This window comes from Bifidobacterium catenulatum subsp. kashiwanohense JCM 15439 = DSM 21854, from assembly GCF_001042615.1.
Taxonomy (GTDB): Bacteria; Actinomycetota; Actinomycetes; order Actinomycetales; family Bifidobacteriaceae; genus Bifidobacterium; species Bifidobacterium catenulatum.
Genome location: NZ_AP012327.1, coordinates 984,368 through 998,359, shown reverse-complemented (window position 1 = coordinate 998,359; position 13,992 = coordinate 984,368). Strand labels below are relative to the sequence as shown.

At 56.0% G+C, this 13,992-nt stretch carries 12 protein-coding genes; 1 reads left to right on the top strand and 11 read right to left on the bottom strand.

What is annotated here, in order from left to right; translation table 11 throughout:
* Positions 1–3: 3 nt before the first annotated feature.
* The 9 genes from BBKW_RS04260 to aroC form a co-directional block, all read right to left on the bottom strand.
* On the bottom strand, positions 4–1,278 hold the full coding sequence (locus tag BBKW_RS04260) for a SufS family cysteine desulfurase (protein ID WP_033501208.1): 1,275 nt from the start codon (positions 1,276–1,278) through the stop codon (positions 4–6).
* Entirely contained in the window at positions 1,275–2,054 is a 780-nt protein-coding gene (gene sufC, locus BBKW_RS04255) for a Fe-S cluster assembly ATPase SufC (RefSeq protein WP_003835102.1), read from the bottom strand. Before sufC ends, BBKW_RS04260 begins: the two co-directional genes overlap by 4 nt.
* Before the next feature lie 18 nt (positions 2,055–2,072).
* A complete protein-coding gene (gene sufD, locus BBKW_RS04250; RefSeq protein WP_033501209.1) occupies positions 2,073–3,296 on the bottom strand; it encodes a Fe-S cluster assembly protein SufD in 1,224 nt (407 codons plus the stop codon).
* Positions 3,297–3,301: 5 nt separating this feature from the next.
* Positions 3,302–4,756, bottom strand: a complete 1,455-nt coding sequence (sufB, locus tag BBKW_RS04245) for a Fe-S cluster assembly protein SufB (RefSeq protein WP_095279446.1) — start codon at positions 4,754–4,756, stop codon at positions 3,302–3,304.
* A gap of 222 nt (positions 4,757–4,978) precedes the next feature.
* Entirely contained in the window at positions 4,979–6,661 is a 1,683-nt protein-coding gene (locus BBKW_RS04240) for a L,D-transpeptidase family protein (protein WP_033501210.1), read from the bottom strand.
* A 146-nt stretch (positions 6,662–6,807) separates the two neighbouring features.
* Positions 6,808–8,469, bottom strand: coding sequence for a CTP synthase (locus BBKW_RS04235; protein WP_033501211.1), 1,662 nt, complete (start codon positions 8,467–8,469; stop codon positions 6,808–6,810).
* Positions 8,470–8,518: 49 nt separating this feature from the next.
* Positions 8,519–8,968, bottom strand: coding sequence for a type II 3-dehydroquinate dehydratase (gene aroQ, locus BBKW_RS04230; protein ID WP_003835112.1), 450 nt, complete (start codon positions 8,966–8,968; stop codon positions 8,519–8,521).
* Positions 8,969–8,986: 18 nt separating this feature from the next.
* Positions 8,987–10,606, bottom strand: a complete 1,620-nt coding sequence (locus tag BBKW_RS04225) for a bifunctional shikimate kinase/3-dehydroquinate synthase (protein ID WP_033501252.1) — start codon at positions 10,604–10,606, stop codon at positions 8,987–8,989.
* Positions 10,607–10,623: 17 nt separating this feature from the next.
* Entirely contained in the window at positions 10,624–11,817 is a 1,194-nt protein-coding gene (gene aroC, locus BBKW_RS04220; RefSeq protein ID WP_033501212.1) for a chorismate synthase, read from the bottom strand.
* 47 nt (positions 11,818–11,864) lie between these two features.
* Between aroC and BBKW_RS04215 the strand changes: the two genes are divergently transcribed.
* A complete protein-coding gene (locus tag BBKW_RS04215) occupies positions 11,865–12,335 on the top strand; it encodes a prepilin peptidase (protein ID WP_033501213.1) in 471 nt (156 codons plus the stop codon).
* Here BBKW_RS04215 and mltG read toward each other — a convergent pair whose 3' ends face one another.
* The gene (gene mltG / locus BBKW_RS04210; protein WP_033501214.1) at positions 12,336–13,520 is read right to left on the bottom strand and encodes an endolytic transglycosylase MltG; all 1,185 of its coding nucleotides are present in this window, start codon (positions 13,518–13,520) and stop codon (positions 12,336–12,338) included. It abuts the gene before it with no gap.
* Positions 13,517–13,990, bottom strand: coding sequence for a Holliday junction resolvase RuvX (ruvX, locus tag BBKW_RS04205; protein WP_033501215.1), 474 nt, complete (start codon positions 13,988–13,990; stop codon positions 13,517–13,519). Before ruvX ends, mltG begins: the two co-directional genes overlap by 4 nt.
* Positions 13,991–13,992: the final 2 nt, after the last annotated feature.

Below are 13,992 nucleotides of genomic sequence, written 5' to 3'. Positions count from 1 at the left end.
GTGTTACTTAACTCCAAAGAACGGACGGACCTTCTTCAACGCCTCAACCAACGCCTGTGCGTCTTCGACGCAGTTGTAGATGCCACTGGATGCACGGTTGGATGCATATACACCGAAATGGCGGTGCACCGGCTGCGCGCAATGGTGACCGACACGGATGGCGATGCCTTGCGCATCGATGAACTGGCCGACGTCATGCGGGTGAACGCCTTCGATTTCGAAAGCAACCGTGCCGATACGTTGCTCGTTAGCATGCGGTCCAAGAATGCGTACACCCTCGATCTGTCCCATCTTGAGCAGTTCGCCTGCGATAACGCGTTCGTGGGCTTCGAGATTTTCCATGCCAATGTTCATTAGCCACTCGGCTGCAACGCCTGCTGCCACGACTTGGGCAACCGGCTGCGTGCCCACCTCGAAACGTGCCGGAGGTGCCATATATTGCGCTTCCTGATCCATCCAGGCAAGTTCCACCATGGATCCGCCGAAATTCGCCGGAGGCAACGCTTCGAGCATCTCACGCTTGCCATATAGGAAGCCGACGCCCGTTGGACCGTACATCTTATGCGCACTCCATGCAGCGAAATCCACGTCTAATGCGTGAAAATCGATCTTCAGGTGCGGCACGGACTGACATGCGTCAAGCACAACCACTGCGCCCACCTCGTGCGCACGCTTCACAATCGGCTCAATATCGGTGATGGCACCAGTGGTATTGCCCACATGAGTGACGGCTACGATCTTCGTGCGCTCGGTAATTACCTCATCTGCGGTGTTGGCAAGGATTCGTCCTTCATCGTCCAGATCAAACCATTTCAATGTCGCTCCAGTACGTGCGGCAAGTTCCTGGAATGGCAGCAACACAGAATGATGCTCAGCCTTGGATACGACGATCTCGTCGCCCGGCTTCACAGCGAAACGTCGTGCCGCTTCTCCCCCACGCCCTTGGGATGCGTTGCCGAAGGCTGTCGCCAACAGATTCAATCCTGCCGTGGCGCCGGAAGTGACGACGATTTCTTCCTCGCCTTCAACTGCATTGGCTCCGACAAGACGCGCCACCTTGGCACGCGCCTCCTCGAACGCCATGGTGCTGCGTGCGGCAAGTTCATGCGCTCCACGATGCACACCGGCGTTGATGGTGCGATAGAAATCGCTTTCGGCGTCAATCACGCATTGCGGCTTCTGAGAAGTCGCCGCGGAATCCAAATAAACGAGCTGATGCCCGTGAATCTTCTGATTGAGAATCGGGAATTCCTTACGGATCGCTGCGAAATCGGTCATGCCAGCGCGCTTTCGGAGTCGGCACCTTCCGGCAGGTATGCGTCATAGCCAAATTCCTCAAGCTCGTCGGCCAGTTCAGGGCCACCGGTCTTGACGAAGTGGCCGGCCGCAAACACATGCACAATATCCGGCTTGATGTACTTGAGGATTCGCGTGTAATGCGTGACCATGAGGATGCCGAACTGGTTGGCTTCCTTGGCGCGGTTCACGCCCTCGGAGACGATACGCAACGCATCGACATCCAAACCGGAGTCGGTTTCGTCAAGGATGGCGAACTTCGGCTTGAGAAGCTCGAGCTGCAGCACTTCGGCACGCTTCTTCTCACCACCGGAGAAACCCTCGTTCACGGAACGGGTGGCGAACTTCGGATCCATCTTCAGGCGCTTCATCGCTTCAGACAGTTCCTTGGTCCAGGTACGGATAGCTGGAGCCTTGCCGTCGACTTCGGTTTTTGCGGTGCGCAGGAAGTTGGTCATCGACACACCTGGCACTTCGACCGGATACTGCATGGCCAGGAAGACGCCTGCCTTGGCTCGCTCGTCCGGAGTCATCTTGAGGATATCTTCGCCGTCTAGCAGTACCTGTCCGGAATCGACCACGTACTTGGGGTGGCCCGCCAGCGTGTATGCCAGCGTGGATTTGCCGGAGCCGTTCGGTCCCATGATGGCATGGGTTTCACCGGAGTTGACGGTCAGGTTCACGCCTTTGAGGATCGGCTTGATGCCGTCCTTGGTTTCGACGTGAGCGTACAGATCTTTGATTTCAAGAGTTGACATGGTTTTCGCTCCTACGTTCTACTTCTCTTCCAGCACCTGGGCGATTGCGTCGCTCTCACCGCGCGCCAGGCGCCTGTCGATAACATTCATGAGATGTTCGCTGATTGCGGGAATGCCGATTTCCTCGACGAGTTCGCCGAAGAAGCCTCGCACCACAAGTTTGCGGGCTTCGGTTTCCGGAATGCCACGGGACTGCAGATAGAACAGCTCCTCATCGTCGAAGCGCCCGACGGAAGAGGCATGTCCGGCTCCGATGATGTTGCCGTTTTCGATTTCCAGATTCGGTTCGGAATCGGCGATCGCGCCCGGAGTAAGTACCAGATTGCGGTTGAGCTCATACGAGTCGGTACCCGGCGCAGTCGGGGCGATCAGCGCGTTACCGACCCATGTGGAGTGTGCGCCCTTGCCGTCAAGAGCGCCTTTATATACCACACGACTCTTGCACTCGGGATGGTTGTGCACAATCATGGTGCGATGTTCGATATGCTCGCCCGGATCCACAAAGTAGATGCCAAGCATATTGAGATCGCCTTGATCGCCGCCGAAATCCTGATCCATACGGATTCGAACAACATCGCCGCCAAGCGTGACCACGGAATGGCGCAGGGACGCGCCCTCCCCCAAATGGATACGCTGGTTGCCCACATGCTTGGAGCCCTTGTTCCACTCTTGAATGAATGTGGTGGACACATGGGAGTCCTTACCTGTGAGAATCTCCACACCTTCGGCGATACGTGCATCGCCGTCATGCTCTACAACAACATCAGCGTGGGCGCGGTCAGCTGCGATGATCACCAGATGGAAAGCATCCAAGTCGGTTCCGGCACCATGCACCTTGACAAGCACTGGTTGCTCGATTTCACCCTCAATGCGCAGAATTCCAGCGCGGGATGTGGAATTCCATTGCACCGCGGATACGCGATCGCAAGGCTTGGAAACAATCCCTGTATCGGCGTCCCCCGGCTTGCTCTCGCTATAGGTCAAGCCTTCAGTGAGAGCCGTGCCGTCGATCATTGTGACGGCAATCTGGGTTTCGTTCGACGGCGTAAACGGTTCAAAGAACTCTTCGACGCGTTCCACAGGGGTATAGCGCCAATCATCCTGCTTGCGGTCGGGCACTTCGAATGCGTCCACATCAAATGAACGCGGCGAGCGATCCGCCGAAGAGGGCATGGCTGCCGGATTCGCATACGGATCGTTCGGATCCGCAACGGGAATGTTGATTTCCTGAGTTTGTGCCATGGTGATCAGCCCACCGATCCTTCCATCTGCAGTTCAACCAGTCGGTTCAGTTCAAGCGCGTATTCCATCGGCAGCTCACGACTGATAGGCTCCACAAAGCCTCGCACGATCATGCCCATGGCCTCGTCTTCGGAAAGACCTCGGCTCATCAGGTAGAACAGCTGGTCTTCGGAAACCTTGGAAACCGTAGCCTCATGTGCCATGGACACGTCGTCTTCGCGCACGTCCACATGCGGGTAGGTGTCGGAGCGGCTGAACTCATCTACAAGCAGTGCATCGCATACCGTCGAGTTGGACGATCCTTCGGCACCCTTGACGATTTTGACGAGACCACGGTATGCGGAACGTCCACCGCCGCGGGAAATCGACTTTGCCACGATGGTGGAACTGGTGTGCGGTGCAAGATGAATCATCTTTGCACCGGTATCCTGATACTGGCCCTTGCCTGCGAAACCAAGCGACATGGTGCTGGCCTTCGCATACGGCTCGGCGAGAATGCAGGCCGGATACTTCATGGTTGCCTTGGACCCAATGTTGCCATCGACCCATTCCATGGTGCCGCCTTCACGCACGTAGGCACGCTGCGTCACCAGATTGTAAACGTTGTTCGACCAGTTCTGCACGGTGGTGTAACGCACGCGGGCATGCGGCTCGACGAAAATCTCCACCACACCGGAATGCAACGAATCGGTCGAGTAGATCGGTGCGGTGCAGCCTTCCACATAATGCACGTACGATCCCTCATCGGCAATAATCAACGTGCGCTCGAACTGACCCATATTCGGCGTATTGATACGGAAGTATGCCTGCAACGGAATATCGACATGCACACCCTTCGGCACGTAGACGAACGATCCGCCCGACCATGCGGCGGTATTCAATGCCGAGAATTTGTTGTCGTTGCTCGGAATGCACTTGCCGAAATACTTCTTGACGATTTCCGGATACTTCTGCACCGCGGTGTCGGTGTCGACGAAAATCACGCCTTGGTCTTCAAGATCCTTCTGGATTGAGTTATAGATGACCTCGGATTCGTACTGTGCCGCGATACCGGAGACAAGACGGCTTTTTTCTGCTTCGGGAATACCGAGCTTGTCATACGTCGCACGGATCTCGTCAGGCAATTCCTCCCAAGTCGTAGCCTGCTTGTCGATCGGCTTGACGTAATACTTGAAATCGTCTGCGTCGAAATCCTTCAGATCGACACCCCATTGAGGCATCGGACGATTGATGAAATCGCGATAGCCTTCCAATCGCTTTTCTAGCATCCATTCCGGCTCATTCTTATCTGCGGAAATGGCACGCACAACATTCTCGTCAATGCCTTTTTTTGCCGCTTCTCCGGCGAAATCCGTGTCATGCCATCCATACGTATAGTCGCCGAACTGCTGGATGATCTCGTCATCTTGCTTGATTTTGTCTTCGTTCACTCGCGTGCGATCAGCCACATACTGGCTCATCTCCACGTCAGCCGCGGCGTTGGGCGCTTGGTTTTCTGCCACCGTACGCTGCCTCCAATCACTCGTTTGTACTTATGACAACCTAACAGAACGTGGGACGAAATACTAGCGCCCCTTTCGTTATTCGGCAATGATTTGTCGTGATTTATCTTACATAGCGCAAAGGCGGAAGCCGAACATTCAGCCTTCCGCCTTCTCGTCTTTCTGTCGATAGCCCGCACATCAGGCCTGAACGTGAACCGTCGTTCCCATCAGGCACCAATTGTAGAACCATTCAGCCTGATCCCAGCCGACACCGACGCAACCATGGGACGTGTTCTTCCCCATAGCCTGAATACTGCTGTCGTTAAAAGCGCTTTGCGTAGCGATGCGGTGAATCGCGCAACCTGTTTTCGAGAAATAGTTGACGAATCCAACATCCTTGACATCCCACTTCTCGGTGTTTCCGTCCGATAGGGTAAGCGTGCCGCTCATATCTTGGGACTGGTACTTGAGCCACACTTTGAAGTCACCGTCAGGCGTGCAGTTGTCATAGGAGTTCGGATCACAGTAGGTTGGCGTGCACAAGTCGCCGCTCGGCTGACACTGGCCCGTCTGGTAATCATTGCCCTGACCAGCAGACATATGCATGACACGGACGGTCTGCCCATTTTCAATGGCTGTAACGGTATGTGAAGACAAGCTGACCACCACGGTACGCGTAGTTTTTTTCTCGTTTTGCGCGTCACAAGTGCCTTGAATACTTACTGAATCAGAGCCTTTGGCAAACGCCTCAGCGGCATCACGACCAACATTGGTGTCGCCACCATCAGAAACGGTTATACCATCATGCCCGTCTATATTGGTTTGCAGCACATCACCGACACTATTAACGATGACATCACCATCAACTCGATCCGCATGGAAGTTCGATTTGATGGAATCATTATAGTATTGCTGCAATTTGTCACCGTCGACGATCAAAGAGCCATTTCGGATTTGATTATCGCCGAGCTTCTCACTATCCGGTCCAAGCGTAATGGCCGATGCTATGGCTTGCGCACCGAATTCCGCCACCTTATGGTCGCCGATTTTGATAGCCACCGGCTTTGCTATCCACGCGTCAGCAGAAGCCTTGGCCTCCTTGGCTTGGTCATCCGTGATGACGGGATCAGTAACCTTATTTTTAAGAGTCACCATTTGAGCAGTCTGCTTGCCAAAGGACTCAAGTACGTTCTTGGCTTCTTTGACGATATCCGTCACATCGATACCAGTCCCCTGTTGACCTGGCGTCACATCGAAGGCGGTACCATCCGCGTTGAGCTGTAGCGACGGATTGGTGGCGGACGCGGACTGCACTCCCAACATGTCACCTACCGTCTGGGCACTGGCTTGGGAATCGTCAAAAGACTCGACGTCGACGTCCTCACGAGCCCAGAATGCATACTTCTGGAAAAAGGAATCGTCACGTTTCGCGTTCATCACATTTTCGGCGATGGATTCCGCGTCAATGGCGACGCCGAGATCCTTCAACGTGACTTTCTTGCTCGTTCCCTCATAGGAAACGGGAACCGTCAATGACTCCGCCGTATCGGAAATCTCTTGGATGATATGATCTCGGGATTGCCCTGTCATGGACCTGCCCCAGAGCGTGACACCTGGCAACACATGTGACTGGAAGAACCAATATCCGCCGCCAGCCACGGCACCGAGAAGAAGCATCCCCGCAAGAACAATCCACAGCCACAACAGGTGGCGCTTCTTGCTGGCATTCACAGTCAACGCTGCACCATCATCAATGGAATCGGCCGTTTCGGCAAACGAATCCAAGCTCACCTGCGAAATGACTTTTGGGTCATCGCCCATGTTTGGGAAGGCGAACTTACGGTTGTCGCTTTCCGGAGAATCCATATCGTTCAAACTCATGCCCCCTCGTAAAGGTTGTTCATTACGAATACGTCTTGTTGGCAATTCGAGACCAAGTCCCCATTATGCAACATGGCCATGAACTCCTTTGGATCCATGGCCATGTTGCGTATCGGGTTATCCGACGTTAATCACAATTCGTCGATCTAGCGCTCCTGCTGGTGGTCCAGAGCGGCCTTGACCAGACCTGCGAACAGCGGGTGCGGCTTGGTCGGACGGGACTTGAACTCAGGATGAGCCTGAGTGGCCACATAGAACGGGTGCACTTCGCGAGGAAGCTCGACGAACTCGGTGAGTTCGCCGTCCGGGCTCTGGCCGGAAATACGCAGACCCGCTTCACGCAGACGGTCCTTGTATGCCACGTTCACTTCGTAACGGTGACGATGACGCTCAGTAACATGCGTGGTGCCGTACAGTTCCGAGACGATGGAACCCTCTTCAAGCTCGGCCGGATAGGAGCCGAGACGCATGGTGTGTCCCATGTCACCATTGCCGGCGACGATGTCTTTCTGCTCCTCCATGGTTGCGATGACCGGGGTCGCGCAATCGGGCTCGAACTCGGTGGAGTTCGCGTCCTCCAGGCCAAGGACATGGCGGGCGTATTCGATGACCATGGACTGCAGGCCGAGGCACAGGCCGAGGGCCGGCAGCTTGTTCTCACGGGCGAACTTCAGGGCACCGATCTTGCCGTCGATGCCACGGATGCCGAAGCCTCCGGGAACGACGATGCCGTCGACCTGGTCGAGCGCGGCGGCCGCGCCCTCCTCGGTCTCGCACTTATCGGCGGCGACCCACTTGACGTTCACCTTGGCATAGTTGGCGAAACCACCAGCCTTGATGGCTTCGGTGACGGACAGGTAGGCATCCGGCAGATCGATGTACTTGCCGACGATGGCGATGTTCACCTCATGCTTCGGGTGGTGCACGCGCTCCAGCAGATCCTCCCACTCGTCCCAATCGACATCGTGGAACGGCAGGCCGAGTTCGCGCACGACATAGGCGTCGAGGCCTTCGTCGAACAGGGTCTTCGGCACGTCGTAGATGCTCGGGGCGTCCACACAGTTGACCACGCCTTCGGAATCCACGTCGCACATCAGGGAGATCTTGTCCTTGATGGACTGGTTCAGCGGGCGGTCGGAACGCAACACCAAGGCATCCGGGGAGATGCCGAGCTGACGCAGCATCATGACGGAGTGCTGGGTCGGCTTGGTCTTGAGCTCATGGGCGGCGGCAATGTACGGTACCAAGGAGACGTGCACGAACATGCAGTTCTCGGCGCCCAGATCGCGGCGGACCTCACGCGCGGCCTCCAGGAACGGCTGGGATTCGATGTCGCCGACGGTGCCACCGATTTCGGTGATGATCACGTCGACGTCATCGGACGCCTGCGCACGCATGCGGGACTTGATTTCGTTGGTGATGTGCGGAATGACCTGCACGCACTGTCCAAGGTATTCGCCGGCGCGTTCCTTGCGCAGCACCTCCTGGTAGATCTGGCCGGTGGTGACGTTCGCCTTTTGGCTCAGATACACGTCAAGGAAACGCTCATAGTGGCCGATGTCGAGATCGGTTTCGGCGCCGTCCTCGGTGACATAGACTTCACCATGCTGGAACGGATTCATAGTGCCCGGATCAACGTTGATATACGGATCGAGCTTCTGTTGCAAAACCTTGATGCCGCGACTACGAAGCAGGCGACCGAGAGAGGAGGCGGTCAGGCCCTTGCCGAGAGAGGAGACAACGCCACCGGTGACGAAAATATGCTTGGTAACGTGCTCTTGAGAATTGCCATGTTGTCTTCTAACCATGGAACTTCAGTTTATCAGCGGTATAAGACGCGGCGTGTTTCTTCAAACATTACTTAGCTTCCAACAGATGTGCCACGGCTTCCAACGCCAACTTATAGCCGTAGAAGCCCATGCCGGTGATGGTGCCGGTCGCGACCGGGGAAATCACGGAACGCTTGCGGAATTCGTCGCGCGCGGACGGATTGGAGATATGGACCTCCATCAGAGGCAACCCCTCATCAATCACCATGTGCACGGCATCTGCCAGACCATAGGAATAATGGGTGAATGCCGCAGGATTCATCACAATCGGAGTCTTCTCGTCGGCGGCCTGATGCATCCAGCCGATCATTTCAGCTTCATCGTCGCTTTGACGGACTTCCACGTCAAGACCAAGCTCCTCACCCCACTGCGTGCACAGGCTACGCAAGGTTTCAAGATCCTGCTTGCCATACACGTCGGGCTGACGCACGCCAAGGCGACCAAGGTTCGGTCCATTGACGACTACTACTTTAGTCATATTCAAACTCCCCTGTTATTACTGCTGAATGCGACGGAACGCTTCTTCAACGGCGTCCGCGGGTGGATCCTCAAGATGAATGGGCTTCCCCACACCTTCGAGCACCACGAAACGAAGCTTGTTGCCGCGGGCCTTCTTGTCTCGATGCATCAAAGCGAGCACATCGTCCCACGTACCGTTGTTCCAAGATGTGGGCAAGCCCAGTGATTCCAGCAGCGAACGATGGTAGTCCACAAGATCCTGATCGATGTATCCCAGAAGATGCGACAGTTCGGCCGCATACACGCAGCCGACCGCAACCGCGTTGCCATGACGCCAACGGAAATGCTCAAGCTTTTCGATGGCATGACCGAGCGTATGCCCATAGTTCAGGAATTCTCGCAGTCCCGCCTCTTTGAGATCGGCGGACACATGGTAGGCCTTCACGCCCACGGTATGTTCGATCAGCTCCGCGACCACATTCTTCAGATCGGAATCCAGAAACGCCGACCCATCGAAGACACGCAGTTCATCAGCATGATCCTCAAGAATCTGCAGGATCTCCGGATCCATGATGAAACCGGACTTGGCAACCTCGCCCAAGCCCTCGATGAAAATGTCGTTCGGCAACGATGTGAGCGACTTCAAGTCGGCGAGCACTCCGGCCGGAGTGTAGAACGAGCCGACCAGATTCTTTCCCTGCGGCGTATTGATGCCGGTTTTGCCGCCGGTCGAAGCATCAACCATGGCAAGCAGCGACGTCGGGCAGTTCACATAGCGAATGCCACGCATCCATGTGGCTGCCACAAAACCAGCCAAATCGGTTGCCGCTCCACCACCGAGGCCTACGATTGCGTCGGAACGGGTGAAACCCTCATCGCCCAAGCGCTGCCAAATACCGTTGGCCACCTCGATGGTCTTGCCGGCCTCCGCATCGGGAATGATAATGTCGTACGCATCATAGCCCGCCTGACGAAGCAGCGTGCGCGCACGATCTGAATGACGCTGCACCGGCTGGGTGTGGATAAGCGCCACCTTGACGGGCTTGCTGCCCAAAATCTGTGCAAGCTGTCCCATCACCCCCTCGCCGATACGAACATCGTACGGTTCGATGGCGGAACCGGTGACATGTACTATACGTTGATCAATCATTTCCATCAGCTTTCTCGCAGCCACCTGCGGGGACTGGCCGCGTGTGCCCACATGCACGTTCGCCACGCGTCTGAACACCGGGTCACGTTCCTTATAGAGTTTCTTCCAACGCATATTGGCATCACCGTTGAGCATCGGACGACCTCCACCACGATTCGCGCGCTCCATGGCCTCTTCCGGATCAGCCATCAAATACACGACCTTGCCACCAGACTCAACGTATCTCGCCAATCCCTCCTGGATGGAAGGTGTCATCGGCGCGCCCCCGCCCAAGGAAAAGATGCCATCGAAATCCTCAAGCATGTCAAGTACAACGTCGCTTTCCAGTTTACGGAATTCCGACTCGCCGTACTTTTCGAAATACTCGGGGATCCGCATTCCCGCATCATATTCGATCTCATTATCGGCATCGGCAAACGGCAGATTCATCATCTGCGCCACTTCCTTGCCGACACGTGTTTTGCCCGCGCCCATCATGCCGATGATCACGGCGACAGGCCTACGCATACCAGCCATGAAACGAATCACCTCATATGCTCAGGCCAGGAGGCAATGTACTGATCGGCATTGCGCTTGGTCTCGGCAACACAGTCGCCGCCGAACTTCTCAAGCACATACTGCGCGATGGTCAGACGCACCATCGCCTCGGCCACAACCGCGGCCGCCGGAACCGCGGTGTTGTCGGAACGCTGGTTGATGGCCTGCGCCGGTTCGCCTGTGGTCACATCAACGGTTCGCAGCGCCTTCGGAATGGACGGAATCGGCTTCATGGCCGCACGCACCACGATCGGCTGGCCATTCGACATACCGCCTTCGATGCCACCGGCACGGTTGCTCAAACGGGCGATACGACCATCCTCGCCCACCACCATCTCATCATGGGCCTGGGAACCAGGACGCATGGCTTCAAGGAAACCGTCACCGATTTCCACGCCCTTGATAGCCTGAATGCCCATCACAGCGCTTGCCAAAGCCGCATCAAGACGGCGATCCGATTCGACATAGGTACCGACGCCCGCAGGAACGCCGTACACCACGACCTCAATCACACCGCCCAACGTGTCGGCGTTCTCTTTCGCCTCATCGATGCGGGCGATCATCTGCTTTTCCGCTTCCTTGTCAAGCGTACGCACCGGAGAGGCATCCAATGTTTCAAGATCCTCCGGATTAGGAAGCGTGGCCTGCTGCGGATCGGTAATGCCCGCACCGCCGATGGAGAGCACATGAGAAACAGTACGGATGCCGAATGTCTGCTCCAGGAACTGCTTGGCAACCTCTCCCAGCGCCACACGCGAAGCCGTCTCACGTGCGGAAGAACGTTCCAGCACCGGACGAGCGTCATCAAAACCGTATTTGCGCATACCGGTCAGGTCAGCATGCCCTGGGCGCGGGCGGGACAGCGGGGCATTGCGCCCCTCACGAGCGATCTCATGATCAAGCGGGTCGGCGCTCATCACTTCAGTCCACTTCGGCCACTCGGTGTTGGCGATTTCAATGGCCACCGGAGAGCCGATGGTCTCACCGAAACGCACACCGGTAAGCATGCGGACCTTGTCCTGCTCGAACTTCATACGTGCGCCACGGCCATATCCAAGACGACGACGCGCCAACGCGCCAACAATATCCTCCGTAGTAACGTGGACGCCCGCAGGCAGCCCTTCGATCATGGCGACAAGCGCCTCGCCGTGCGACTCACCTGCTGTCTGCCAGCGCAACATGCCAACTCCTTTTCTTCCGAATGCAACTAGTGGACTATCTTAACGGTATGTGGTACATGATTTGCCTGCCGAGTCTGCTCTGTGGACTAGCCGTCAGCGTTGAAGACATCCGTTCACGTCGCGTCCCACGCACATGGGTCTCAGCAGGATGCGTGGTGCAGATTATCGTGAACCTCATATACGCGCTCTACGCCAACACACTTTTTTTGGCGCTGCAGGCACTGCTCTTCGCCGCGCTATCAGCGGCGCTGCAATGCGCTCTTGCTTTGGTGAAACCCGGTTCATTGGGATTTGGTGACGTCACGACCACGTTGCTTATGGGTTTGGCCGTCGGCATGTTCGGCCTGTTCGCCGTAGTGTCTTGGTGGCTTGCTATCGGCGTAGTCGGCTTGTGCTGGATTGCCCTATGGACACGTTTTGACCCGCAAAAGCATACTTCTTACGCCGGCCGAACGCCATTCGCCCCGGCGATTGTGGCGACCGGGGCGATAGGCATTGCGATTGGCGTTATGTTCTGATTAGTTCGCGTTTTCGTTGTTGTTCTTATACTCGTCGCGAATCTTCCAAAACTCGTCTTCCGTTTCGACGAATTTCGTTTCGCCGGTTTGCAGATTGGTGGTGACGAAATACATCCACTTGCCTTCCGGAGGGTTGATGGATGCCTTGATGGCGTCGTCTCCCGGATTGCTGATTGGCGTCGGTGTCAGCCCCTTGCGAATGCGGGTATTGTACGGATTGCTGTCATCGTTCAGCTGGTCGTCAGTAAGCTGGCTCGCGGAAATGCCTAGACCGTAGGCGACAGTCGTGTCCATGCCGAGCGCCATGTCGCTGTCGATACGGTTGAGGATAACCCTTGCGACCTGCCCGTAGTATCTGTCACTGCCCACTTCAGATTCAGCAATGGACGCAATGATCAAAATACGTTCGCGTTCGCTGCCGGTCGGCACACCCAGATCATCCAACTTGGCGATGCGCGCATCGACCATGCTTTTGATAATATCCTCAGCGGATTTGTTCTGCGCATTGTAGGCGCCAGGCTCAAGCCAACCTTCGAATTTGCCACCGGCTTCTTCAGGAAGGATTCCCGATCCCCCACCATCTATGATGGCTTGGAATTCCGAAACGTTTATGCCCGATACCTGCGCCGCATTTGCGATGACATCAGACACACGTTCACCGGCCCTGACTTCGACGAAGCCTCCGGCCTGGCTTTGGTCAGACAAAATCTTAACCACGTCGGACGCCTTCATATGCGTCTTCAAAGCGTACGATCCCGGATACAACGTGGCCGAAGCCCCGCTTACCGCGGAAGTAAACGCAGCAGCGGACTTGACAATCTTCGCTTTGACAAGGTTCTCAGCGATTTCGGCGGCACCCTGACCGGATTCTACGGTAAAAGTCACTTTCTTATCGCCCGGTCCCGTGTAATCCTCGATTTGGCTCTGCGAATTCGCTTCGTTCGCGGCCTTCCAATGTTTCAACGCACGTACTCCGAAGAATCCGCCGACACCGATCAAAACGACTACCACAAGTGCGGCAATAATCGTGATGTACAAACGACGACGCTTTTGTTCTCTACGACGACGCATGTCTCTACGCGATTTCGGCGGCTGCGGCGGCATTGCCGAATTGAAGGATGTGTCATCCGACGGACCCACCCATTGCACGTTATCGGAGAAAAAATCATCGAGATTGTCGGTCACAGGTCCCTCTCCTCTTGTCTCTCTCTTCTGTCGATTGCTGTCTGCAGTATCACCACCGCCGACTGTTGATCGACCATCGGACGATGCTCACGTCCACCGATTTGCGCATCAAACAGCTGATGATGCGCAGTCACCGTGGTCAGTCGTTCGTCAACCAATTCGATGGTTGGGACTTGCGTCAACGAGTATTCGTCATCCTCCACCGCAGCACGCAGTCTTCTCTCAAGATTCACGGTCCACCGCCGTGCCTTCTTCGCGCTTTTGCCTTCTTCTCCGCTTAACAGCAACGGCAACCCGACTATCACATGGTCGACCGATTCGTCTTCGATGACGTCGACAACCTCATCCAATGCGCGAAATGAATCCCCGTAGACTTGGATGTTGCCTGCGGGGTGTGCAAGGGTGATGCCGGGGTCAGACAATGCGAGTCCGACTCTGGCATCACCCAAATCAATGCCAAGCCAAACCATGT